This window comes from Sinorhizobium arboris LMG 14919 (genome assembly GCF_000427465.1).
GTDB classification, from domain to species: Bacteria; Pseudomonadota; Alphaproteobacteria; order Rhizobiales; family Rhizobiaceae; genus Sinorhizobium; species Sinorhizobium arboris.
In genome coordinates this window covers 91,859-114,484 of record NZ_ATYB01000014.1, presented here as the reverse complement: position 1 = coordinate 114,484, position 22,626 = coordinate 91,859, and the positions used below count along the sequence as shown (strand labels likewise).

22 protein-coding genes and 2 pseudogenes are annotated in these 22,626 nt (G+C 59.8%); 10 read left to right on the top strand and 14 right to left on the bottom strand.

All coding sequences use genetic code 11. The features are described from left to right. Positions 1-6: 6 nt before the first annotated feature. Positions 7-1,257, top strand: coding sequence for an MgtC/SapB family protein (locus SINAR_RS0111630; RefSeq protein ID WP_027999263.1), 1,251 nt, complete (start codon positions 7-9; stop codon positions 1,255-1,257). A gap of 22 nt (positions 1,258-1,279) precedes the next feature. On the opposite strand, the pseudogene SINAR_RS01000000133425 reads toward SINAR_RS0111630, so the two are convergent. The 6 genes and pseudogenes from SINAR_RS01000000133425 to SINAR_RS1000000137170 all read right to left on the bottom strand — a co-directional run bounded on the left by SINAR_RS01000000133425 (position 1,280) and on the right by SINAR_RS1000000137170 (position 8,732). Continuing rightward, positions 1,280-3,966: pseudogene (locus tag SINAR_RS01000000133425) on the bottom strand (cation-translocating P-type ATPase). 75 nt (positions 3,967-4,041) lie between these two features. Further along, positions 4,042-4,647: a hypothetical protein gene (locus SINAR_RS1000000137785; RefSeq protein ID WP_234710606.1), complete on the bottom strand. Its 606-nt coding sequence runs from the start codon at positions 4,645-4,647 to the stop codon at positions 4,042-4,044. 9 nt (positions 4,648-4,656) lie between these two features. After that, complete coding sequence (locus SINAR_RS0111610) at positions 4,657-5,484, bottom strand: universal stress protein (protein ID WP_027999261.1); 828 nt, start codon at positions 5,482-5,484, stop codon at positions 4,657-4,659. An 85-nt stretch (positions 5,485-5,569) separates the two neighbouring features. Continuing rightward, positions 5,570-8,260 carry a bifunctional acetate--CoA ligase family protein/GNAT family N-acetyltransferase gene (locus tag SINAR_RS0111605; RefSeq protein ID WP_027999260.1) on the bottom strand — a complete coding sequence of 897 codons (2,691 nt, stop codon included), beginning with the start codon at positions 8,258-8,260 and terminating at the stop codon, positions 5,570-5,572. Positions 8,261-8,374: 114 nt separating this feature from the next. After that, positions 8,375-8,578, bottom strand: coding sequence for a DUF2933 domain-containing protein (locus SINAR_RS0111600; protein WP_027999259.1), 204 nt, complete (start codon positions 8,576-8,578; stop codon positions 8,375-8,377). A 13-nt stretch (positions 8,579-8,591) separates the two neighbouring features. Beyond that, entirely contained in the window at positions 8,592-8,732 is a 141-nt protein-coding gene (locus SINAR_RS1000000137170; protein WP_158500195.1) for a hypothetical protein, read from the bottom strand. 60 nt (positions 8,733-8,792) lie between these two features. On the opposite strand from SINAR_RS1000000137170, the gene SINAR_RS0111590 reads away from it, so the two are divergent. Both SINAR_RS0111590 and SINAR_RS0111585 read left to right on the top strand, forming a co-directional pair. Beyond that, positions 8,793-9,449, top strand: coding sequence for a CBS domain-containing protein (locus SINAR_RS0111590; RefSeq protein WP_027999258.1), 657 nt, complete (start codon positions 8,793-8,795; stop codon positions 9,447-9,449). 373 nt (positions 9,450-9,822) lie between these two features. Continuing rightward, positions 9,823-10,191, top strand: a complete 369-nt coding sequence (locus SINAR_RS0111585; RefSeq protein ID WP_027999257.1) for a VOC family protein — start codon at positions 9,823-9,825, stop codon at positions 10,189-10,191. A gap of 316 nt (positions 10,192-10,507) precedes the next feature. Here SINAR_RS0111585 and SINAR_RS0111580 read toward each other — a convergent pair whose 3' ends face one another. From SINAR_RS0111580 to SINAR_RS0111570, 3 genes are all read right to left on the bottom strand, one after another. Further along, positions 10,508-11,008, bottom strand: a complete 501-nt coding sequence (locus tag SINAR_RS0111580) for a GNAT family N-acetyltransferase (protein WP_027999256.1) — start codon at positions 11,006-11,008, stop codon at positions 10,508-10,510. Between the two features lie 101 nt (positions 11,009-11,109). Then, entirely contained in the window at positions 11,110-11,589 is a 480-nt protein-coding gene (locus SINAR_RS0111575) for an NUDIX hydrolase (protein ID WP_027999255.1), read from the bottom strand. Further along, complete coding sequence (locus SINAR_RS0111570; protein ID WP_027999254.1) at positions 11,582-12,220, bottom strand: histidine phosphatase family protein; 639 nt, start codon at positions 12,218-12,220, stop codon at positions 11,582-11,584. Before SINAR_RS0111570 ends, SINAR_RS0111575 begins: the two co-directional genes overlap by 8 nt. A gap of 147 nt (positions 12,221-12,367) precedes the next feature. Here SINAR_RS0111570 and SINAR_RS0111565 point away from each other — a divergent pair, with 147 nt between their 5' ends. The 5 genes from SINAR_RS0111565 to SINAR_RS0111545 all read left to right on the top strand — a co-directional run bounded on the left by SINAR_RS0111565 (position 12,368) and on the right by SINAR_RS0111545 (position 15,082). Beyond that, positions 12,368-13,015, top strand: a complete 648-nt coding sequence (locus tag SINAR_RS0111565) for an HAD family hydrolase (protein WP_027999253.1) — start codon at positions 12,368-12,370, stop codon at positions 13,013-13,015. Between the two features lie 33 nt (positions 13,016-13,048). Beyond that, a complete protein-coding gene (locus SINAR_RS0111560; RefSeq protein WP_033057381.1) occupies positions 13,049-13,600 on the top strand; it encodes a GrpB family protein in 552 nt (183 codons plus the stop codon). A 49-nt stretch (positions 13,601-13,649) separates the two neighbouring features. Next, complete coding sequence (locus tag SINAR_RS0111555) at positions 13,650-14,075, top strand: NUDIX hydrolase (protein WP_027999251.1); 426 nt, start codon at positions 13,650-13,652, stop codon at positions 14,073-14,075. Between the two features lie 117 nt (positions 14,076-14,192). Beyond that, a complete protein-coding gene (locus SINAR_RS1000000137165) occupies positions 14,193-14,342 on the top strand; it encodes a hypothetical protein (protein WP_158500194.1) in 150 nt (49 codons plus the stop codon). A 167-nt stretch (positions 14,343-14,509) separates the two neighbouring features. After that, positions 14,510-15,082, top strand: a complete 573-nt coding sequence (locus tag SINAR_RS0111545) for an alpha/beta hydrolase (RefSeq protein ID WP_027999250.1) — start codon at positions 14,510-14,512, stop codon at positions 15,080-15,082. Between the two features lie 80 nt (positions 15,083-15,162). On the opposite strand, the gene SINAR_RS01000000133420 is transcribed toward SINAR_RS0111545, so the two are convergent. Together SINAR_RS01000000133420 and SINAR_RS0111535 are read right to left on the bottom strand one after the other, a co-directional pair. Then, complete coding sequence (locus SINAR_RS01000000133420; RefSeq protein WP_234710605.1) at positions 15,163-15,516, bottom strand: nucleoside triphosphate pyrophosphohydrolase family protein; 354 nt, start codon at positions 15,514-15,516, stop codon at positions 15,163-15,165. A 190-nt stretch (positions 15,517-15,706) separates the two neighbouring features. Beyond that, on the bottom strand, positions 15,707-16,186 hold the full coding sequence (locus SINAR_RS0111535) for an NUDIX hydrolase (RefSeq protein WP_027999249.1): 480 nt from the start codon (positions 16,184-16,186) through the stop codon (positions 15,707-15,709). Positions 16,187-16,441: 255 nt separating this feature from the next. Between SINAR_RS0111535 and SINAR_RS0111530 the strand changes: the two genes are divergently transcribed. Further along, positions 16,442-17,425 carry a phosphotransferase enzyme family protein gene (locus SINAR_RS0111530; RefSeq protein ID WP_027999248.1) on the top strand — a complete coding sequence of 328 codons (984 nt, stop codon included), beginning with the start codon at positions 16,442-16,444 and terminating at the stop codon, positions 17,423-17,425. Positions 17,426-17,657: 232 nt separating this feature from the next. Here the strand turns inward: SINAR_RS0111530 and SINAR_RS0111525 are convergent, their stop codons facing one another. Further along, entirely contained in the window at positions 17,658-19,124 is a 1,467-nt protein-coding gene (locus SINAR_RS0111525) for a winged helix-turn-helix domain-containing tetratricopeptide repeat protein (protein WP_234710604.1), read from the bottom strand. Positions 19,125-19,460: 336 nt separating this feature from the next. Beyond that, positions 19,461-20,144, bottom strand: coding sequence for a gamma-glutamylcyclotransferase (locus tag SINAR_RS0111520; RefSeq protein WP_027999246.1), 684 nt, complete (start codon positions 20,142-20,144; stop codon positions 19,461-19,463). 199 nt (positions 20,145-20,343) lie between these two features. Here SINAR_RS0111520 and SINAR_RS0111515 point away from each other — a divergent pair, with 199 nt between their 5' ends. Beyond that, positions 20,344-22,233 carry a tetratricopeptide repeat protein gene (locus SINAR_RS0111515; protein ID WP_234710603.1) on the top strand — a complete coding sequence of 630 codons (1,890 nt, stop codon included), beginning with the start codon at positions 20,344-20,346 and terminating at the stop codon, positions 22,231-22,233. 42 nt (positions 22,234-22,275) lie between these two features. On the opposite strand, the pseudogene SINAR_RS1000000138465 reads toward SINAR_RS0111515, so the two are convergent. Then, a pseudogene (locus SINAR_RS1000000138465) lies at positions 22,276-22,494 on the bottom strand (NUDIX domain-containing protein); the annotation flags it as partial. Positions 22,495-22,626 lie beyond the last annotated feature (132 nt).

The window sequence follows — 22,626 nt, the reverse complement described above, 5'->3', positions numbered from 1 at the left end:
AAACGAATGGAACCTCTTATTCTCCGTCTGGGGCTCGCCCTTGCCATAGGCCTGCTCGTGGGACTCGAGCGTGGATGGCGGGAAAGGGAGGCGCCGGAAGGCAGCCGCACGGCAGGCATCCGCACCTACGGCATTTCGGGTCTGCTTGGCGGGATCCTGGCGGCACTGTCCCATGCACATAGGAGCGACCTGATATTTGCCGCCGGTTTCATGAGCTTCGCGCTGAGTTTCACCTGGTTCAAGCTGCGCGAGGCGCGGCACGATGAGGATTTCAGCGTCACCGGCGTCATTGCCGGATTGGCGGTTTTTGCGCTCGGCGGATTGGCTGTGACTGGCGACTACAGGGTGGCGGCGGCGGGCGCCGCTGCGCTCGCTGGCGTGCTCGCCAGCCGCGAGCTAATGCACAATCTTCTCAAGACGCTGTCATGGATCGAGCTGCGTTCGGCCCTCGTGCTGGTGGCGATGACCGCCATCGGGCTGCCTCTTCTTCCAAACCATGCCATCGACCCATGGGGCGGTTTCAATCCACGTGAAATCTGGTTCTTCACGGTTCTGAGCGCCACCATTTCATTTGTTGGCTACGTCGCGGTTCGTCTGCTTGGCTCGTCGAGAGGACTGGTTGTGGGCGGGCTGGTGGGCGCAGTCGTTTCATCGACTGCCGTGACAGCCAGTTTCGGGCAGAAGTCACGCTCCGGCGAGGAGCCAGGGCCGCTGGCCGGAGCCGCGAGCTTCGCCGCCGTCGTCTCGCTATTGCGAGTGCTGACGGTAATTCTTTTCGTCTCTCCGCCGGTCTTCCCCGAAGTTGTTCTGCCAACCATCGCAGCGGCGTTGGTTTTCGCCGCGGGTGGTGTCGCTCTGATCGCCAGGACTGCACCTCCCGCCGACGAACCGATCACTGCACGCAATCCGTTCGAACTCTTTCCGCTTCTTGTTTTTGCAGGCCTGTTTGCCTTGACCGCGACGGCCGGCGCGGCCTTGATGGCCGGTATGGGCGACAACAGCTTGGTCGGCATATCGGCAGCGTCAGGGATATTCGACGTCGACGTTGCGGTGCTGACGGCGTTGCGCGCTGGAGGCGGAGCCGCACCGCTACAGATCGTCGGAGCCGCAGTGCTCGTCGCGATACTCGCAAACGCAGGCGGACGGGTGATGGTGGCGATGGCGTCGGGAACAGGACGCTATTGGGGACCGCTCGCCGTTGTATCGCTTCTCGCCTCAGGAACCGGCGTCGCGGTGTATTTCCTGACTGTCAGCTAGATGAGTTCACGACGGAATGAACTCACGGTGCGCGAAGGTCGGCCGGCTTGCTGCGGACCCGCCACTTGTCGATCTCCACGACCAGGAGGGCAGACGATGCTGCAACAAGCAGGAGCGCCCACTCTGAGAACGAGATCGGTGAAACCTGCAGCGCTCGCTGAGAATCGGAATGTACATCGCAGCGATATGAAGGCACTGGGCCGCTGCGATTGAGAGAAGCAGAAGCGGGTTGGCAAGAAAGCCGAGCTGGAAGATGGATTTGCGCTCGGAGCGGCTCGCCAGCGTCTGAAAGTTCTCGAAAAGCACGAACAACAACAGCAGCAGATTGCGGGCTTCGCTCTCGCCATAGCCCTGCTCGAGCAGAACGTAAAACATCGCGAAACCTCCGGCTCCCATGACCAGCATGGATTGCCAGATGCGTCGGATCATGAGCCGGTCAAAGATCGGCTCGGACGGAGCGCGTGGCGCGCGGCTAAGCTCGTCGCCTTCCGGACTTTCGCCGGCGAGCGCAATGTCCTGAATGCCGTTGGTCACGAGGTTGAGCCAAAGCAACTGCACGGGAAGAAGGGGCATCGGCAATCCGAGTGGGATCGCCAGCAGGAACAGCAGCAGCTCCGCGGCCCCCGTCGACATCAGCATGAAGATGACCTTGCGGATGTTCGCATAGGCGACCCGGCCCTCGCGGATACCGCTGACGATCGAGGCGAAATTGTCATCGGTGGTGACTATATCGGCGCTCTCCTTGGCCACCTCCGTACCCTTGCGCCCCATCGCCACGCCGATATGCGCGTGCTTCAGCGCAGGCGCATCGTTGACGCCGTCGCCTGTCACGGCGACGAAGTGCCCGTTGCGCGCGAGCGAGAGGACGATCGCCAGTTTTTGCGCCGGAGCCACACGCGCATAGACGCGGCCATGGCGGGTTAGTCTGTCCAGACTCTCCTGCCCGTTCTCCTCGGCCCTGCGCACGTCTTCGCCGGTGACCACCTGATCTTCGGTGAATATCAGTCCGGCATGGGATGCAATTGCCGCCGCGGTTCTCGGGTCGTCGCCGGTGACCATCGCCACGTCCACGCCTGCTGAGTGGCAATCGCGAATCGCCTGCGGTACCTCCGGCCGCACCGGATCCTGCATTCCGGCAAACCCCAGGAAGACAAGGTCGACGAGCAGGTGCCGGCCGAAGTCTCCATCCGGCTCAACCGCCGTTTCGCCCTCCGCAAAGGCAAGCACGCGTAAACCGCGCGCGGCCATCTCTTCCTTTTGGCGGAGAAGGACCTCACGATCGATCGGCTCGGCGCGACCGGCCACGTCCATTCGATCGGCCATGTCGATCAGGGTTTCCGCTGCGCCCTTGACGAAGATGCGAACGCTGTCGCCGTGACGGTGAAACGAGGCAGCGTATTTGAGGTCCGGCTCATAGGGGATCCGGGCGACCAGAGGATAGGCATTCTCGATAGCCTCCCGCGGCAAGCCCGCCTTGTAGGCGGCCGCCAGCAATGCGACGTCGACCGTATCGCCGACGGCGGTCCAGCCGTTCGCGTTCCTGACCAGCGATCCTTCGTTAGGCAGTGACGCGGCCTTGAACAGGGCAAGGGCACGTTCCCGTGCCTCCGCGGGAGGGGTTCCATCGCCCCGAATCGTGCAGGCGTCCAGATCAGCGCCCGTATCGCAGACAATATCGGTGCCGTCCGGCAAGCGGATATCCGTCACGGTCAGCTCGTTGAGCGTCAATGTGCCGGTCTTGTCGGTGGCGATCATCGTGCAGGAGCCGAGAGCCTCCACGGCGGGCATTCGGCGCACGATCACGTGTGCTTTGGCCATGCGGCGCATGCTGATCGCCAGCGCGACCGAGATCGCTATCGGCAAGCCTTCAGGGATCGCGCTCACCGCGAGGCCGACGGACATCATGAAGAGCTCGCTCGGCGCCATAGCCCGGACAATTCCAACGAGGACGAGCAGAGCGACGGCAGCCGCAACTATCCAGGCGATGAGTTGGGAGAAGCGCTCCAGGCGGATCATTAAGGGAGGCTTGGCAAGGGATGCCTTGCCGATCTCCGCGGCGATTTTTCCGATCTCCGTGGCCGCTCCGGTCGCCGCGACGATACCGCGCCCGCGACCACGCGTAACGAGCGTTCCCGCGAAGGCAACGGAGCCGCCGTGGACCTCGACGGGGAAGATGGTCTTATGGACCGGAGCCGATTCTCCCGTCAGTAACGATTCGTCGCAGACAAGGTCGGTTACGGCGGTTAGTCGCATGTCGGCCGGCACGCGTCCGCCCGCCTCGAGCAGAACCAGATCGCCCGGCACGAGGAGCTGGGCGTCGATCTCCTGAGTTTGCCCCTCGCGGACAACGTTCGCCTTCGGCTGTTCCAGTTTGCGCAACGCGAGCGCCGCCTTCCCGGCCGAGTGCTCCTGCATGCAGCCGATGATGCCGTTCACGGCGAGGACAATGCCGATGAAAAGAGCGTCCCGCACATCACCGAGCGCGAGTGACACAAAGGTCGCTGCCAGCAGGATATAAATGAGCGGACTGCGAAATTGGTGCAAGAACGTCGCGATCAGGGACGGCACTCGCGGTTCGGGAAGGGTATTCGGCCCAAATTGTGTGAGCCGGATGTCCGCCTCCTGCTGGCTTAACCCCACGGAAAGACCGTCGTCGACTGCAACGCCCCGGTTGAGCGACGCGGTTTCAAGGAGGGTTGCCGTGTTCATCGGATGCGCCTCGGTTTGCTTGAGCTGCCGCTCCATTTCAAGCATGCTTGCCTCCCCGGAGCCGCGCCGCCCCGGCTAAATCACCGTTTGCGCGACCAGGTTCTCGGCCAACAGCTTTTCTTCTCCATGAATGCGCTTTGCCGCCTTGGCTGCGATATTGGAGCCGATGTCCGCAACGCGGCCTGCCTCCCTCGAGTAGTCGAGGAAGGCCTTTTGCCAAAAGCAGCACCACAAATCGAAAGAGTCGTTCACGTGACCAGGCGACCAGATTTCCTGCAGAAACTGCAGGTCCTGCTCACAGCGGCTCTTCAGGAATCCCAACGCTTCGATTTGATAGCGAAGCATTGCATTAAACGCGTCGGTCTGAAGACGGCCGAGCGAGAAAAGGACGTTCGCACCCTCGACCGAGATCGGTGTCTCCGCCGAATTGGTCCAAAAAGTAGGTGACGAGTGTGAGTGCACGTGCATAGGTATGGCTCCCCTACGTTGCGGTTCCATGCTTGCTTCGTCGATATCGACGCAGAAGAAGATATGCGGCGAAGCGGCTGCTGACGGCCCGGATGATGGGCGCGATATGAGGCCCGCCTTCTTTGCAACACCGGCCGCATTCGAAGGCGCGGCATGAATGACAAGCCACCAAACCAGCGGCGCCGGTGGCGCCTCTGAGTTTCCTTTCGGCATCAGTGACCGTCAGCGGACCATCAACACCGGCACGATCGGTGCCTCGATCATCGCCTTGGTAACGCCACCAAATATCTTTTCGCGGAGACGCGAATGCCCATATGCACCCATGACGATCAAGTCGGCGGAGGTGTCGAGCGCATGCTGATTGAGAACTTCCTCGACCCGGCGCCCCTCACTCGAAAGCCTATCGACGGTCACCTTTATGCCGTGGCGAGCGAGATATCTCGCCACATCGGCACCCGGTTCTTCTCCGTTTCTGGCTGAAGCCGCCGTCGGATCAACCAATACGACATTCACAGCTTCCGCACCTCTCATCATATCGAGCACTTCGCGAGCGGCCCTTGTGGATTCGAAACTCGAGTTCCACGCCAGCACAATCCTCTTCGGAAGCAGGGTCGCCGATCGGCGGCGGCCTGCAAGCAGGACCGGGCGGGCCGAATAGAAAAGCGCGCCTTCTATGGCGCGCGTCCACAACGAGGGATCCATGCTGGCCCCCATCACCGTAACGTCAGCATAGCGTGCACGCCCACCAACGATGTTGTCGGCCCATGCGGGCTCGGTGTGTTCGCCGGCGACGTCGAATGACACTCCGAGATCTTTGAGAGTCGTTTGTGCCGCCTGAACGGCTTTTTCGAGCTGTTCGATCTCGGCCATCCGTACGTCCAGCCACGCAACCGAGAGGCCCGCATGATCTGCGAACTGAGGAGGAGCGGCGAGTTTCACGAGGAGGACCGACAGATGGGCTTGAGCCGCCGCGCAGAGATCTGCCGCCGCGGTGAGGTCCGTTTCATACTGATTTGCATCGAGCACTAGAAGAACAGTCTTGTAGGTCACTGCTCCGGTCTCCCCAGATAGATGGCTTTCTGAAAGCCAATCTACGCCAGATGGGGGACGGCCACATTGATCCCGGTCAAGAGGCTTACGCCTGAGACTGGAGTGCCAGTGTTGCGATCCTCAGGGTCGCATCAGTCGGGTGCGACGAGATCGAAAACCCGAATTCCTTGCACATTTTCAACATCTTCGCATTGTCACTCAGAATGAGACCTTCGATGCGTTTCAGTCCGTCGGCCGTGGCATAATCCCTCAACTGGGCCAGGAGCGCCCAGCCAAGTCCGTGTCCCTGCAGATCGGTCCTGATCAGCAAGCCATATTCGGCGGCCTCGTGATCCGGATCCGCGTAAAGCCTAGCAATGCCTGCAAGCTCGCCGCTTTGCCTGTCGAGAGCAACGAAGGCCATCTCGCGCTCGTAGTCAATCTGTGTGAGCCTCACCAACATCTGGTCCTGAAAGTGCTTCCGCGAGGACAGGAAACGAAATCGGATGTCAGCCGAGGACGTCTTTGACAGAAAATCCGGATAGAGCGCCGCGTCTGGCGGCCTGATTGGCCGCAGATGGTAGAGCCGGTCAGCGAGCGTCACCTGCTTTTCCCACCCGCTCGGATATGGGCGGATCGCGAGATCGCGGTTAGGGCCTGGACGCGCGACGGTTTGCGGGTCGATCTCGATGCGGGCGTCGAGCGCGGTGACGCCCTCTGCGCTGGCGACCAGAGGATTGATATCCATCGAAAGCACGCAGGGGAAATCGACGGTCATCTGGGAGAGCGCCGTTAGTGCTTTGCAGATCGCTGATCTGTCTGCCGGCGGCTCGTTGCGGAAACCGGCGAGGAGCTTGCCGACCCGTGTCTGGTCGATCAGGTCGCCGGCGAGCACGGCGTCGAGTGGCGGAAGCGCCACCGCGGTGTCTGCGACCACTTCCACCGAAACACCTCCCGATCCGAATAGAACGACGGGACCGAAGATTGAGTCTCGGCTTATTCCCGCGATCAGTTCCCACGCATGTTTGCGTTCAATCATCGGCTGCACGGCAAAACCGTCGACAACGGCAGTCGGGTCGTGGACCTTGAGCCGCGCCGCCATCGCCTCGGCAGCCTGGCGAGCGGCGACTGCGCTCCGGATGTCGAGAACGACGCCGCCCACATCGGATTTGTGTGTGATCGACTTTGACACCAATTTGATCACCACCTTCGTCGCGCCCGCAAGAAGCCGGCCGGCTACCGCTTCCGCCTCCTCCGGTGACTTTGCGATTACGGTGTGAGGAACGGGAATGCCGTAGGCCGCGATCACGGACTTGGCCTCCAATTCGCTCAGCATCCGGCGGCCTTCGGCCGCCACCTTGTGGAAAATGGACTGTACCAGGGCGCGATCGCATGGCACTTCCTCGTCTTGGCTCGATGGCACCCGCACCAGTGCCTGCTGCGCCTTTGACCATCTGGCGAGATAAGAAGCCGCCAAGGCGACGTCGGACGGTGTGTCGTAAGATGCCAGCCCCGCCTGCTGCAGCACCTCACGCCCGGCACCGGCGGTTCGACCGCCTAACCAGCATGTGAGGACCGGTTTCCCCGAGATTGTCCCTGACCGCGCAAGGGACGCGACCGCACGGGCGGCATCGACGGGCGAGGCGAGGCCGGTCGGGCAATTCATGACGATCAGAATGTCCAGTTCCGGATCCTGAGCGATGATCTCGACCGCCCTCCTATAGCGGTCGGGCGGTGCATCACCGATTATGTCGACGGGATTGTCGCGCGACCAATTGGCGGGAAGAATTCGATCGAGTGCGCGGATGGTGTCCGGGGAAAGATCTGCGAGCGCGCAAGCGAAGTCCACCAGGCGATCCACGACGAGAACGCCGGCTCCGCCACCATTGGTGACGATTGCGACACGGCCGCGCTCAAGAGGGGGAAAACGCGCGACGGTTTCTGTCGCGTCGAACAATTCGCCAAGGCCTTCAATCCTCAAGATGCCGGCACGACGCAAGGCCGCGTCAACGACGCGATCGGCTCCCGAAAGCGCACCGGTATGCGTGGCGGCCGCTTTGGCCGCCTCGGCATGACGGCCCGCCTTGATGGCGACGACTGGCTTTACCCGAGCCGCTGCGCGCGCCGCGGACAGGAATTTCCGGGGATTGGAAATGGTCTCGAGATACATGACTATCGCGTGCGTCTCGGGATCTCCCGCGAACAGGTCGAGAAAATCGCCGGCATCTGCATCGGCCATGTCGCCAAGGGAGACGATCTTCGAAAAACCGACATTGTTGTCCGCGGCCCAGTCGATCAACGAAGTCGTAATCGCTCCGGATTGCGAAAGCAGCGCGATTCCGCCCCGCTGTGCCTGCATATGCGCGAAGCTCGCATTCAGCCTCGCGGAAGGCACGATAAGGCCCACTGTATTCGGGCCGATGATGCGAAGGAGAAATGGTTTCGCCGCCTCGAGCATCGCTTGTTTCAGGCCCTCGTCAGCGTTGATACCGGCCGTGATGACCACCGCAGCGCGGGTCCCTTTTTTGCCCAGCTCATGGATCAGAGCCGGCACGGTCTGCGGTGGAGTGACAATGACGGCGAGGTCGGGGACACCGGGAACGTCCGCTACTCGGCTATAGCAGCGATGGCCTGCGACCTGCTCATGTTTAGGGTTAATCGGCCAGATTTCTCCCTCAAATCCGGTGCCGATCACATTCTGGATGACGACCCGGCCAAGCGATCCGGCGCGATCAGAGGCACCGACGATCGCTAGCGACTTTGGATCGATCGCATGATGGAGGTTGCGAATGCTCATGATCTCGATCTCCAATCTTCCTTGATGGAAGATATCGCCGCTTTCCGCCGGCGCGTTGATCGCGCTCAACAGAAAATTGCAGTTCGGACAGGTGCACCGATGACGAGGCGTAGGTTATGTGAGATCGTCCGTGTTCGTGCGGTGGCCCTGATGGCGATGAGCGCCATGACCATGGAAGAGGTGCATCAACGGGCAGGCGAGCAGCAGCAGGTATGGGGCGATCCCAAGTGCATGCTGCCAGTGCTCCCGCAGCACGAAGAACGCGACGATGATCGCGAGCGAGGCGGCGAACATTGTCCATCTGCGATCCCAGATCATATCCGTGCCTTTCTTACCTGAGCGAATTGCCGGTCACGCTGACCGACGACAGCGCCATGGCGGCCGCTACGATGACCTGCGACAGCAAGAGTCCGGCTTGGATCAATTTCCATCCCGGCATCTTATGTATTTCGGCAGCCAGTTCTTTGACCAACGTCAATCTCCTGCTGCATGGGACGGCGTATGCTGCGAGCACTAATCGGAGGGCGATAGGATGCTGGCCAGAGACATTATGAGCAAAAAGGTGCTGTCGATAAGCCCCGATCACAGTGTAAGCCATGCAGCGCGCACGATGCTTGAGCACGGGATAAGCGGACTGCCCGTATGCGACGAGCGAGATAAGCTCGCCGGCATGTTGTCGGAGGGCGATTTGTTGCGGCGTACAGAGCTGGGATCGGCTTCGTGGCGCGGCATTGCGGGCATCGGACCGAAGCCGGAGGCGTTCATCAAGAGGCATAGCTGGCGCGTCGGCGACGTGATGACGCAGCCTGTTGTCACCGTTGATGAAGACGTGCCCGTTGACCGCGTCGCCGAACTCATGGCCGCCAAAGGTATCAAGCGAACTCCGGTCATGCGAGGGGAAGAGATGGTGGGCATCATCAGCCGCAGCGACATCCTTCGTGCGATTGCCGGCTTTGTGCCTGATGTTGTTGCTGCCGGTGATGAAGCGGTGCGGCGGGCCGTCCTGGCGCGGCTTTGTTCCGATCTCGGACTCGACAGGGCGACGATAGACGTGACGATCGAGAACGGAAACGTCAATTTGTGGGGAAATGTCGAAAGCGAAGCGCTGCGCGAGGCGGCCCGTGTCGCCGCCGAGACGATCAGCGGTGCTGGGGGCGTCAGGAACAGGCTGCGTATCGTTGCGACCTGAAGCATTTCGATGGGTGGGCTAGTTTTCTCGTTTTTCGTCGCGATCATCGGGGAGCGCCACTCGGCGATCAACAATCGGATCTGCGCGGCTTTACTTTTTGGATAACGCAAAGCGGCCTGGCGCGCACTGCCTTGGCCGAGCCCGTGAATCAGTCGCTGAAGCCGGCGCCGAGGTTCGCATCATCACCGCCGATGAAGAAGCCGCCATCGCAGAAGGAGCCAACGATTTCCCACCAGGGAACGATCCTCCGAACTGAGCGAGCGGCCTGAGCTGAGCCATCACGACCGGCCTGTCGAGAATTGACGCAAGGCGTCAGTAGGAGATATCGAGTAACAGGCTCGGTGGCACGCAGTACGAAGAGTTGACGCGATAAATGACACTGATGAGGATCGACCATATTCAGCTCGCCATGCCTGCTGGACAGGAAGATGTCGCCCGTGCGTTCTATCGCGACCTACTCGGCCTATCGGAAGTGGCAAAGCCACCCCATCTCGCAGTTCGGGGAGGCTGCTGGTTCGAGATCAACGAAGTAAGACTTCATCTCGGTGTTGACCCTGATTTCGTTCCGGCGAGAAAGGCTCACCCTGGTTTTGTCGTTGACAACCTTGATGCTCTATGTTCCGCGCTGCAAGCGGCAGGCTATGAGACAGCCCATGACCAGCCGCTTGAGGGCTTTATGCGGCAATATGTCAGTGATCCCTTCGGCAATCGCATAGAGTTGATGCAGGTGACCGGAAGTTAACTGCCGCCTTCGGTCACAACGCACATACAACTGCTGCGGAAGCGTCGTTCATCTTAGTCAAAGCGTTTTGCAGATGTACCTTTCGGGCTAAGGCACTTTCTCCGCTTACGGGCCCAATCGAGTCATTGGTCGTGCTCGTCGTCTACGGTAGGGAGCACTCGATCTTTCCGGTTCCCTCTTTTCGCGATTGGCTGGAAGAGCGATCGCTATTTAAGGTCCTCTTACGCAAGTTTGTCTGTGACAAGGAGATCTGGCGTCTCAAGAATTGCCGAAGTGAGACGACGGGAAGGGAATGCGCACGATGCGGACGATGCGGTCATTCGTCCCGCCGAGGTGCTCGGGCCTCCATTGGTAGAATGAAACCCCATGGCGTTTCCCGTTCTACTCCGGCAATCCGAAATCCGAGCTTCCCATAGACTGTGATGGCCCTTGTGTTCGCCGGATGCGGATCGACGGCGATTACGGGAACGCCAGCGGCAAACAATTCGTGCATCCTTTGCCGAATGAAGGCTGTGCCATGGCCGCACCCCATCATCGCTGGATCACCAATGTACTGGTCTATCCCGCGCGATCCAGGCGGAAGGTGCCCGAAATGATGCTCTTCCCATCCATGAACCGAATAGTCCTGCATGTATGCGAATGACTTGCCGTTCAGTTCGACAATCCATCTTGAAACGCGGGAATCACGCAACTCTTCTTCGTCGAAAGGCTCGTCATTGTCCCACCATTCTCGAACGTGTGGGAGGCTTTGCCACACCCGGAGCAGGGGCAAGTCGGTCATTGCTGCGGGTCGAAAAACATACTCTGTTAATGTCATACTTTCACTCTACCAACGAAGGTGACGAAAGGCAGCTTTGGGCGCGAACCAGTCTTTGCCCATTACATCTCCAACGGCTGCACAGGGTCGACGTCCCCTGATCAGAGTGACTGGACGCCCGCCGCCGTTATGAGCAGATGCCGGATCGGCTCGCGATCGACGAATTCGGCCTTCACGTGCCTGAGCACATGGCGCTGTCCCGCGAACGGAACCATGATCAGCGCTTCTTCGAACGAAACCCAGCGAAACTCGCTATGCTCGTGATTGATGACGACGGCCGCCTGCGGCTCCACGAAACCGACGAAGACCGGCAGCAAGCTGATAGCGTCGCGGTCGGCTTCATAGAACTGCTCGCAAACATCGGCCGAGTAGAGCTGTCGGCATGCCAGTCCGGTCTCTTCCTTGACTTCGCGGAGAGCAGCCTCCCAGGCTTCCTCGCCATTCTCGATGGCTCCTGCAATCTGGCACCACTCGCCGATCAGGGTGTGGTTCCTGCGAAGAAGCAGGACCTCCGGCTGGCCCTCAACGACGCGCAGGAGCACGACAGACACTGCGGAACAACGCACGGGGATGTCAGCCATCTGTCGCCTCCGGTCTCAAGTGGGATATGTCGGCCAGGCTGATGACCGAGCGGCTCTTCCAGAAGTCATCCTGACGCAGGTGAGTAATGCTTCCCGGTTGCGCCGGGAAACTCACATAACCGGCGGCATCGAGAGGCATCTTGATCCATGCGGCGATGACGAACGTCAGCGCAAAGCCGTGCGTCACGATGATCTGCCTTTCGCACGGGCGCTCGACGACGGACTCGACGCACCGGTAGACACGGCTTGCAGTATCTCTGCGGGTTTCCGCACCTTCGATGCCGCCGCGATGGTCCATTCGATTATCGTCGGGTGCCGCTGTCTGACGCTCGGCCAACCAATCGCTGGGCATTCCGCCGGCCAAGCCATAGCTGATCTCCCGCAAATCGGCGGTCGAGACGACGGGCCGGTGAAGGCGCTTCGCGATGATCGCCGCGGTTTGAGATGCGCGCAAAAGGTCGGAACTGAAAATTTCGGCGTCCTCGTCACCGACGAGGCTTGCCAGTCGCTCGGCCGTTGCCCTGGCGTCGATCTCACCGCGAGGAGTCAGGCTAGTGTCGTACCAGCCGCCGACTTTGTTCTCGGCGTGATGGATAGATTGGGTGTGCGTCACGACAAAGAGGTCTTTCATGAGGTTTTTTCCGGCAGTGCCCTCGAACTCGCGATTGAAGCGACAGCGTCGCCACGACGGGAAGCTGAATTTCGAGTTGTAGTCACCCTGATGGCGAAGTACTGAACTGGTAGCAACTGTTCGTTGTCGCGGAAAGTGAGGGGACACGTGAAGGTCTTCTTTGATGTGGACGGCGTGCTGATCGACGGCTGGCATGCCGATGTTACCCGTCGCAAACCTTGGGATGCAACGATCGAAGCCGACCTGGGCGTCGACCGCGATGCGTTCCAGCTCCTGTTCTTTGGCACGCCCGGCAACCGGGCTGCCTCGCCGATGTTCGCATGTGTCACCGGACACCGTGACCTGAAGGAGGCTTTGGCAGCTGTTCTTCCCTGCACCGGGTACAAAGGCGCGGTAGATGACTTCGTGCGCTATTGGTTCGAGAAGGATTCGAACATCAATCCGCAGGTGTTCGACCTAGTCCGGGAACTGCGCGAGCGTGGGGTACAAACCTTCGTTGCGACTGGCCAGGAGCATCATCGCGCGACCTACTTGTGGAACGATCTGGGCTTTGCAAACCACTTCGATCGGCTCTTTTATAGCGCCGAGATCGGCGTGCCGAAGAAAGATCCACGCTTCTTCGAAGCCATAAATCGGACGCTCGAGATCGGCCCGGGAGAGAGACCGCTGTTCTTCGACGATCAGCCGGAAATTGTCGAGCTGGCCAGCCATGCCGGATGGGATGCGGCCACTTTCACCTCGGCACGGAACATTCGACAGCACCCGCGCCTCAGACATTTGTGGTCGCAAGCCTAGTCGCTCCTGCGGGCTGCTGGACAAGGAGTGCTGATGTTCCCCGTCGGTAAAATCGAAATCGTCGACTGGTGCCCTGAGTGGCCGGAAAGTTTCCGTCGCAAGGCATCGGCCATCCGCAGCGCTTTGGGCGATCACGCCCTTCGCATAGACCATATCGGCTCGACATCGATCCAGGGTTTGGCCGCCAAGCCCATCATCGACATCCAAGTTTCGGTGGCCACCTTTGAACCGATTGAGACTCTCACGGAACCGCTGTGGGAAATCGGTTACGAGTGGCGACAGGCCAACTCCGAATTGACGAAGCGCTACTTTCGGGAGCGTCCGGGTGGCGAGCGGACACACATCCACATCCGGCGGCTCGGGAGTTGGCACGAGCAGTGGGCGCTGCTGTTTCGCGATTACATGCGTGTCCACCCGGAGGAGCATGCTCCCTACGTCGCACTGAAGCGCGCTTTGGCTGAGCGATACCGCGAAAATCGGGCAGCCTACATCGACGGAAAGTCAGACCACCTTTGGGCCATTATCCGACACGCAGACCGTTGGGCCGCGGACGTTGGTTGGACACCCCCTTCTTCCGACGCCTGATCAACGGCTTGCCGATTTGCGCGTCGATGCTGACACTGGAGGCTGAGGAATGATACCGCGAAAGGTTCTGATTTATGGCACTTCAAGCTCGGGCCTTCTCGTCTTCGATGAGCCGGAATTTTCAGAGGTCCCGATCCAGGTTCCAGGTGGGACGGTAGATCCCGATGAAGATATTTTCGAAGCGGCACGAAGGGAGTTCCATGAGGAAACGGGTCTCCACTTCAAATCCGGCTTCGACCATCTCGGCACGACCAGCTACAGTTTCGTCCGAGATGGTCAGCTTCATACCCACGAGCGCGCTTACTTTCATCTAAAGCTTCCAAATGACCTGCCCGAGAGTTGGCACCATTATGAACGGGAGCCTTCCGGAGGCGGAAAACCAATCCTCTTTCGATTCTTCTGGCTCGACCTCCGCCTCGCCCGTTCACGGCTTGGACTTGGGATGGAAGAATTCCTTCACCGGATTCCGGCTTGACGGATGCGATCAGTCGCGGCGCGAAGGGTCGCAGGGGAGCCCCTTTACAGGCTCTGCGGCAGGCGCCAGATTGCCGACACAACCGGAGACTGTGTCCGAGACCGAGGAGTTCGCATAGTGACCGATCCGAATGCCTATTATGCCGGAGGCTGCGGCGTTGAGCTTTACGACCTGTTCACAGGAGCGGGACTGGCTGGACTGCATCGGAAATTCCGGTCCGTAACCATGAGCGGCAGCCATGCGGAAGTCCGGCAGCCGTTCGGCTGAGGTCTGGTCGGTCCATTGCCGAAGTGAGACGACGGGAAGGGAATGCGCACGATGCGGACTTTTGAGACGTTCGCATTGGCGGCTCGTAGGGACGAGTTCGGTCCATTGCAGTCATTCCCCTGTCACACGCCGCAAATAGGTGACGTCCGGACCTTTGGGGAATTGCGATGATTGGTATACTTGGCTTGCACGGTTCCTCGCAGCATCCGGAGTTCATTGGCGAATTTACCAATCGGCTTGCGCCACAGCAGCCACGTTGCAACCCGCGAGGAACATTTGTGGATGGTGAAGGCTTCACCTTCTTCCAAAGGCGATCGGATCGCTCCATACCTCCCGAAGAACTTATAGCTCTCGCTAGGGAAAGCATATCTGCCCACGGTTTTGTGTTCGCTTGCGGCCTAAAAGACATGCTCGTTGTCGGGTATTCCAGCGGAGCAATTTTCGGAACCGCTCTTCTTGCGCTCGCACCGGATAATTTCGTTGGAGCTATATTGCTACGGCCACAGCCAATCTCAGATGATTTCACTTTTCCAGAATTGTCAGGCAAGCCTGTGCTTATCATTTCGGGTCTGCATGACAACAGGAGAGAGCCACAGCACGCCTCCCAAGTCGCGGAACAGCTTGTCGCCGCGAACGCAGTGGTTACCCATCACGCGCTTGATGCGGGCCATGGATGGGCCCCAAACAACGACGATCTTGTGCTCGCTCGGTCGTGGATGGATGAGAACTTCCCAACCTAAGTTCCCCGTAACCTCCGGAGCGATGATTGCTGTTGGCGCATCCCTGCCGTGGCCCAGGTCGGGCCTTTGCGCCACAAATATCAGACACTTTCGGTTGTAGTATTTGGGTCGAGTCCAACATACTGATCAAGATGCCGAAGCCACTTACGCTCGATGGCAGCTTCGATATCGATATCATTTTCGCGCAGATACAGGACGAATTGCCCGAACAAATCGGCGGCTTCGTTCTCCAATGCTTCGCGCGTGCCTCCTGATCCATCCGCGTTTGGTTTAGCTCTGCCGCCAATCAGCAGATGTTCGGCTGTCAGTTCGCCAAGTTCCTCCGTCAGCTTCAGCAGATACCAGTCCGCGCTACGCGGAATATTGTGCACTCGTGCGTAAACCTCTCCGACTTGACTTATCCGGTCGCTCAGCTCTTTGAATGTGGCGCTCATCCGATCCCCGGCAGCAATAAAAGGACTCAGTCAAGTGACGCTACCAAGGGTTTGCGACACGGCGGTTGCAATGGCCGAAATTTGGCGCATCTGTGCCGCTGAACTCGACACCTGGGAGGGCCGCAATGGGCTCGAACCAGTCTTTGCCCCATTACATCTCCAACGGCTGCACAGGGTCGACGTCCCCTGATCAGAGTGACTGGACGCCCGCCGCCGTTATGAACAGATGCCGGATCGGCTCGCGATCGACGAATTCGGCCTTCACGTGCCTGAGCACATGGCGCTGTCCCGCGAACGGAACCATGATCAGCGCTTCTTCGAACGAAACCCAGCGAAACTCGCTATGCTCGTGATTGATGACGACGGCCGCCTGCGGCTTCACGAAACCGACGAAGACCGGCAGCAAGCTGATAGCGTCACGGTCGGCTTCACAGAACTGCTCGCAAATATCGGCAGAGTAAAATCGATCGCATGCCAGTCCGGTCTCTTCCTTGACTTCGCGAAGAGCTGCCTCCCATGCCTTTTCGCCATCCTCGATGGCTCCTGCAACCTGGCACCACTCGCCGACCAGGGTGTGATTCCTGCGAAGAAGCAGGACCTCCGGCTGACCCTCAACGAGGCGCAGGAGCACGACAGACACTGCGGAACAACGCACGGGGATGTCAGCCATCTGTCGCCTCCTGATTTAAATGGGAAATGTCGGCCAGACTGATGACCGACCGGGACTTCCAGAAGTCGTCCTGCCGCAGGTGAGTAATGGATCCAGGCCGAGCCGGAATACTCACATAGCCGGCGGCTTCCTCCTTATGCGAACACTCGAACAGATGGTTCGATGATCTCGTCACCCCGATCTTTGCGGTCGTTGTAGCACTCCGTTAGTTTGCAATGCTAGATTGCCGTGTGCGGCACCTGTGGAACGTCGGCCATGTTTGACTTTGATCCGCTATATTCGACCTCTCAGATTGAGGCGATCGAACGCTTTATCGATAAGCACTACGCGTTGGGATCGCCGGTTTCTTGCCAATTGCTTCAACGCGGATTGAATGACGTTTACCTGGCCAGCGTGACCAGCGGCGAGCGCTATGTGTTTCGGCTTTCTCACCACCGCGCCCGCGGGCCAGCCAACGTCAAGAGCGAAACTGCATTCTTGACACACCTCTCTAAGCTGGGAGTTCCGGTCGCCGCGCCCATTCCGACACGCGACGGCACGTTTTTCCTTCAAGGGCACGCACCAGAGGGTGTGCGCGATGGTGTGCTTTTTCAGGCGATCGATGGTCGAGAACCGCTTGCGACTGACACCGGTGATGCTTGGGCCAACGGAAAGACCCTTGCGCTACTGCACAACGCCGCCGAGACATTTCCGGCTGACGGTGCGCTGTACCAGCTTGATCTGGAACATTTGCTGCATCGGCCTCTTGCCCGAATTCGCGATAGCGGAATTGTGGAAGACACGCATGTCCTCAGCGACCTTGCCCAGATTGCCGAGCGGACTGCGGCGGCTATCAAGGTGTTCAGCAATCTGACATGGACCTATTGCCACGGGGACTGCCACGGCTTCAATTCGCGTATCAATGGGGCTGGAGAAGCGGTGTTTTTCGACTTCGATGACGGAGGTCCAGGATATCTTGCGTATGACTTGGCCGTTTTTTTGTGGGCACAAGTGTCTTTCGGCCGGTCGTTGACTGCTGTGTGGGCGGCCTTCGTTGATGGATATCAGTCAGTCCGAGCAATAGCTCCTGACGATTTCGAAGCAGCTATTCGGTTTGTGATCGTCCGCCACTTTTGGCTGATGGGTGAGTACGCGAGCCGCGCGCGAGAGTGGGGGAGCAACAGTGTCGGTTGGATAGCACGGGAGATGACTTTTCTCAGGGCCTGGGAGACCGAGCGATTTGTCGACCGTCTATTCTGAAGGCGATTTCAACCTCGCCACCAACCGAGGAATGACCGCTTCGGGCCAGCACCGAAATTCCGGCTCGTATCTACAAGGACAGCAAGAGGAGGGAGCGAAGCCCTGGTCGGCATGCAGAGCGACTGCAATGCGGACTTTGCGGTCGTTCGGATCGGCGCCTGCTTGGGACGAGTTCGACCCGAAGCCGACTGCGTGGAGGCAACGTCGAACGCCCGGAAACCCTGAACACCTGTCATCCCGTAGCCGAGGAGGACATGTGGCTTCGCTCTGCCTCGGCACATGCCTTCGTCACGCCTTCGACAACATGCTCGATATCGGCCGCGTGCTCGAAGGCAAGGCCATTCTTGACATAATCCAATGGGGAAAATCCCGCCGCAACGGCAACGCCCAGATGCTGCCTGGCAAGTTCCAGTTCTCCCATCTGGGCGTAGATGACGGCGAGACGGACGCGGGCACCGGGACCGAGCAACGGCACCCTCTCGAGTTCTGTTGCCGCCGACCTATACTCACCGATCGAATACAATGCCATGGATCGATCAAGGTGGTACCAATCGGGATGGATCGGGTTGAGGCGAACCGCGCGATCCATCCAAGCCAGGCCGTCAAGCGGCCTGCCGCGCAGCGTGAGCAGATAGCCCATTTGGCAAATGGTGTCGGCATCATAAGGATTGAGATCTAGCGAGCGTCTGACGTGCTGTTCGGCGGCGGCGTGCTGCCTGAGATACAGCCGCACGATCGCCAAGATGCGGTGGCATCGGGGCTCCTCGGGGGCCAAGGTCACGCCTTTGAGGGCGAGGTCGAGCGCCCCGGCAAGCACCTCCGTGGAAGCCATGGCGTAGCCGCCGTTGATGACCCGGGACAGCGCGAGATAGGATTGTGCAACGCCGTAGTTCGGGTCCTTTTCGACCGCCGCTTCGAACAACATCCGGGCATCCTCGTTGTCTTGAGGCCGATAGCCGCGCAGCGCCGCGGTACCGCGAAGCACCAATTCGTAAGCGGCAAGACTATCGGTCGGCTTGCTTGACGTCCATTGCAGCCTGGCGTCCTCCAGACGGGAGACAAGGCGGCTAACGATTCGATACGCGATCTCGTTTTGGACGGAGAAAATCTCGGTATCCTGCGCCTGATACCGATCACTCCAAAGCTGGACCCCACGGGAGGCTTCGGTCAAACGAACCCCGATGTGGAAGATTCCGCTGAAGCGCTTGATGTCGCCGTCCACGAAGTAAGCGGCACCAAACTTGTTGCCGAGCGTCTGCCAACCTTGCCGTGCCTCGGCGCTCTCTGCGAAACTTGTGTTCCGTGCAAGCACCGTTACGGACCTGAATCGACCCAGACCGTTGAGAATATCCTCGGCAATGCCGTCGGCAATCGCAGCGTCGGTAGGATCGCCGGTTGCATGACCGAAGCGGAGAACGGCGACCACGGGCGCGTCCGTCGCGATGTCGGGACCGCTTGCGACCGCGAGCATATATCCTCGCCGGGAGACCGTGCGGACAAGCGTCTGCGCTTCATCGCCGAGCGCCTTTCTGAGTTCGCGGACACATTGGGTGAGCGAGTCTTCGGTGACGGTCACCTCCGGCCAGACCGCATCGAGGAGCTCCGACTTCGAGACGACGCGGCCGGTATTCTGGAGCAGGTGAGAAAGGAGGGCTTGGGCCTTAGGCCGCAGGAAGACGGTTTCACCGTGGCGGGACAACGCCCCGCTGCTGGGGTCGAAGCTGAACTTGCCCAGAGGAGGAGTTTGACCTGGCGCTTCGGTCGCCATCGAAAGCCGTGTGCCCAAATTGCCTGCGCTAATCGTTTATAGGCCAACGACATGCAATTCGAGTCAAGGGGAAGGTCGCCTTGGCTTCGACGGAAGCTCCGGGAAATCCTCGGTCTCAAGGGCCGCCAACGCCGCTTCGAGCCGCTCCACAATGAAGGCTTGTGATGGGCAGCACCAAAGGTTCGGCGTGCTGCTCGCGAGAAGCTCGAATATTTCGTATCGGATTTCGTTTCTGCGCTCGAACGAATAAGGCATCTCTCGTTCCTTTCACGCCCGTATGACTCGCAGCCGTTCGGCCACCAACGCCTGAAGCAGCCAGAGCTTCCTGTCCCGGATTCCCCTGAGTTCGAGTTCAGTGACGGTGTTGTAGAGATATTCGGCACCTGAACCCCAGTGTCCGGCTGCGGTCGACAGAACTTCCGCCACCTGTTCGAGCGGGAGCCGACCGGCATAGGCGGGCGCTTTGCGATCGACCACGAATGCGAGCGCTCTGATCGGACCTTGCGCGGTCTTGAGCCGTATCCAGCGCGGCATATTCGACGGTGGTTTTGCAGACATCTCACGCCGTAACAGCCTGCCCAACGCCGCGGCCAATCCGTCTTCCGGCAAACGATAGCTGATCCCTTTGCACGTACCACCCCGGTCGAGCGCCAGCATTAGCCCTGGACGTTCCGGCGAGCCGCGCCAGCGGGTCAATTTGAGCGCAAACGCGCGATGCCAGCCGTAGGCATGGGCGATCCTTTCCTCAACGGCCGCAAACTCGGGTTTCCAGAGCAGGGAGCCATAGGCAAATACCCAGAATTCATGGCTCTGCCCGCGTCCTGTAAGGATATCATCGACCCACGACGTGTAGTCCTCGTCTTCCAGATAGGCCGTTCCTGGACGCGGTCCTGGATCGATGATGTGGCGATGGGCCTTGGCCACCAGTTCAGGGGTGAGGGTCAGCGTCATGTTGATATAGCCTCAACGCTCTTCGTCTGAGCTGGAGTGCATTCTGCGTCCGCGAAAGGAGCCCGTACCGATATCGTTCTGAAGTTTTTCTGATTTATCGGTGAGCGGCCGAAGGCAGAATGTCCGCAGTCGGGCGCAATCCTGTCATGTCAGCGTTCAGCGGGGAGGGCAGCAATCCACCCAAAGCTGGCGCTCGCTGATGTCGGCGGCGATGTCCAGTGCTGCCCGTAAGCAGACGCTGGCGCTTAGAGCAATATGTTTTTCGAACCCGCGACAAGGTGGCCAGTGTCTTCCGGGCGCCTTCCCCGTTCCATTAATAGAAGCTAAAATTTCGTGCTTAGGTATGGAGAGCGGGATGACGAAGGGGCGCATCGAACGGCGAGTTGCTGTCATTATGGCAACGGACGTCGTTGGCTATTCGCGCCTGATGGAGGCCGACGAGGCGCGTACCCTTGACGCAATAAAGCGACTAAAGGTCTCCATATTCTCTCCAAACATCGACGCACGCGGCGGCCGGATCTTGAAGCTCATGGGAGATGGAGCGTTGGTCGTGTTCAACTCCGCAGTCGACGCTGTGGAGTGCGCGATATCTCTGCAAGAAAAATTGGCGCATGATCAGGAAGAGCTGCCGTCTGACGAACGAATTGTTCTCCGGATCGGCATCAATCTCGCCGATGTTGTCATCGAGGGAGACGATTTGCTGGGAGACGGCGTCAACGTCGCCGCGCGCTTGGAGGCATCGGCCGAGCCGGGAGGGATATGTATTGCCGACGTCGTGCATCGCCAGCTTGGCGGAAAGTGCCGGACCGATTTCCTGGACGGCGGCGAGATATCGCTCAAGAATATCGTCAGGCCCGCTCACGTCTGGCATTGGAGGAATGCGCCAATAGCAGCGCCGTCGGCATCTTTGACATCGGCGCGAACGTCGATCGCCGTGTTGCCGTTCGAGAATCTCTGCAGCTCACCGGACCAGACGTTTTTTAGCGATGGTATCACTGAAGATATCATCGGCGGCCTCGCACGGTTTCGCTCGCTTTCCGTCACCGCCGCCAGTTCATCCTTCAGTTTTCGCGGCAAGAATACGGGGCTGAAGGAGATCGGCAGGAAGCTGGGCGTGAACTATCTCGTCGAGGGCAGCGTTCGCCGCTCGGGCGAGCGTATACGCATCACGGCACAATTGATTCAAGCAGCCAGCGGAATGCACCTGTGGTCGGAGCATTACGATCGCGACGTGATTGATATTTTCGCGGTTCAAGACGAAGTGACGAGGATGATCGTCTCGACCCTGGTGGGGCAGATCGAGAGCGCCGATCTTCACCAGGCGATGCGCAAGCCGACGACCAGCCTTGCGGCTTACGAATTCTACCTGCGCGGACTCGTGCATATGCGCAGCTACGGCGCAGACGACAATCGGCAAGCCTTTCGCATGTTTGAGGCGGCGGTCGAGCGCGACCCGCAATTCGCTCTGGCGCACGCCCACCTGGCCCTGGCAAGCATCGCGCTCAATGGCTACGCCAACGCGCCGCCGGATATCCTCGACCAGGCGCTGGCCCTAGCGCGAAAGGCGGTCTCGCTCGACGGAGGGGAAAGCGGCTGCCAGCGCATGCTTGCGCTCATTCATGTCAACCGCCGGGAATTCGAGCTGGCGGAACGACACTATCGCCGTGCTTATCAGCTCAATCCGAACGATGCAAACACGTTGGTTCAGATGGGCGGCTTGCTCGCGCGGCGCGGCAAGCTCGAAGAAGCCATGGAATGGATCGATGAGGGTTTCCGGTTGAACCCGTTTCCGCCGCCGTGGTACAGCGCGGCGCTTGGCAATGCCCTCTATATCCTCGGCCGCTACGAAGAGGCCGCTGCGGCGCTCAAGGAACTGCCCAACCCAGGCCCGTTCACCTGCGCTCGCCTGGTCGCCTGCTACGCGCAGATCGGCGACACGAGGGCGACCGAAGCCGCGAGGGCGCAGCTACTGAAAGTGTGCCCCAATTTCTCGACGGAGGATTTCATCAGCCGAGGATTGCTGCTGGAGCGTCCGGAGCAATTGGAACTGTTCCGGCAAGGCCTCCTGAAGGCGGGATTGCCGAAGTGAAGGCTGGACTGGCGGCTGCTTACGGATGGCGTCCGTTCGCTTAGCCGAGTAGAGCTGTCGGCATGCCAGTCCGGTCTCTTCCTTGACTTCGCGGAGAGCAGCCTCCCAGGCTTTCTCGCCATTCTCGATGGCTCCTGCAATCTGGCACCACTCGCCGATCAGAGTGTGATTCCTGCGAAGAAGCAGGACCTCCGGCTGACCCTCAACGAGGCGCAGGAGCACGACAGACACTGCGGAACAACGTATGGGGATGTCAGCCATCTGTCGCCTCCTGATTTAAATGGGAAATGACGGCCAGACTGATGACCGACCGGCACTTCCAGAAGTCGTCCTGCCGCAGGTGAGTAATGGATCCAGGCCGAGCCGGAATACTCACATAGCCGGCGGCTTCCT

Excerpts from the sequence above, each read along its gene's own strand:
- SINAR_RS0111585 (WP_027999257.1), top strand. The coding sequence starts at position 9,823 with ATGACACTGATGAGGATCGACCATATTCAGCTCGCCATGCCTGCTGGA.
- SINAR_RS0111600 (WP_027999259.1), bottom strand. The coding sequence starts at position 8,578 with ATGATCTGGGATCGCAGATGGACAATGTTCGCCGCCTCGCTCGCGATC.
- SINAR_RS0111545 (WP_027999250.1), top strand. The coding sequence starts at position 14,510 with ATGATTGGTATACTTGGCTTGCACGGTTCCTCGCAGCATCCGGAGTTC.
- SINAR_RS0111590 (WP_027999258.1), top strand. The coding sequence starts at position 8,793 with ATGCTGGCCAGAGACATTATGAGCAAAAAGGTGCTGTCGATAAGCCCC.
- SINAR_RS0111515 (WP_234710603.1), top strand. The coding sequence starts at position 20,344 with ATGTCGGCGGCGATGTCCAGTGCTGCCCGTAAGCAGACGCTGGCGCTT.
- SINAR_RS0111630 (WP_027999263.1), top strand. The coding sequence starts at position 7 with ATGGAACCTCTTATTCTCCGTCTGGGGCTCGCCCTTGCCATAGGCCTG.
- SINAR_RS0111530 (WP_027999248.1), top strand. The coding sequence starts at position 16,442 with ATGTTTGACTTTGATCCGCTATATTCGACCTCTCAGATTGAGGCGATC.
- SINAR_RS0111560 (WP_033057381.1), top strand. The coding sequence starts at position 13,049 with ATGTTCCCCGTCGGTAAAATCGAAATCGTCGACTGGTGCCCTGAGTGG.
- SINAR_RS0111575 (WP_027999255.1), bottom strand. The coding sequence starts at position 11,589 with ATGGCTGACATCCCCGTGCGTTGTTCCGCAGTGTCTGTCGTGCTCCTG.
- SINAR_RS0111555 (WP_027999251.1), top strand. The coding sequence starts at position 13,650 with ATGATACCGCGAAAGGTTCTGATTTATGGCACTTCAAGCTCGGGCCTT.
- SINAR_RS01000000133420 (WP_234710605.1), bottom strand. The coding sequence starts at position 15,516 with ATGAGCGCCACATTCAAAGAGCTGAGCGACCGGATAAGTCAAGTCGGA.
- SINAR_RS0111605 (WP_027999260.1), bottom strand. The coding sequence starts at position 8,260 with ATGAGCATTCGCAACCTCCATCATGCGATCGATCCAAAGTCGCTAGCG.
- SINAR_RS0111535 (WP_027999249.1), bottom strand. The coding sequence starts at position 16,186 with ATGGCTGACATCCCCGTGCGTTGTTCCGCAGTGTCTGTCGTGCTCCTG.
- SINAR_RS0111580 (WP_027999256.1), bottom strand. The coding sequence starts at position 11,008 with ATGACATTAACAGAGTATGTTTTTCGACCCGCAGCAATGACCGACTTG.
- SINAR_RS1000000137785 (WP_234710606.1), bottom strand. The coding sequence starts at position 4,647 with ATGCCGAAAGGAAACTCAGAGGCGCCACCGGCGCCGCTGGTTTGGTGG.
- SINAR_RS0111570 (WP_027999254.1), bottom strand. The coding sequence starts at position 12,220 with ATGAAAGACCTCTTTGTCGTGACGCACACCCAATCTATCCATCACGCC.
- SINAR_RS0111520 (WP_027999246.1), bottom strand. The coding sequence starts at position 20,144 with ATGACGCTGACCCTCACCCCTGAACTGGTGGCCAAGGCCCATCGCCAC.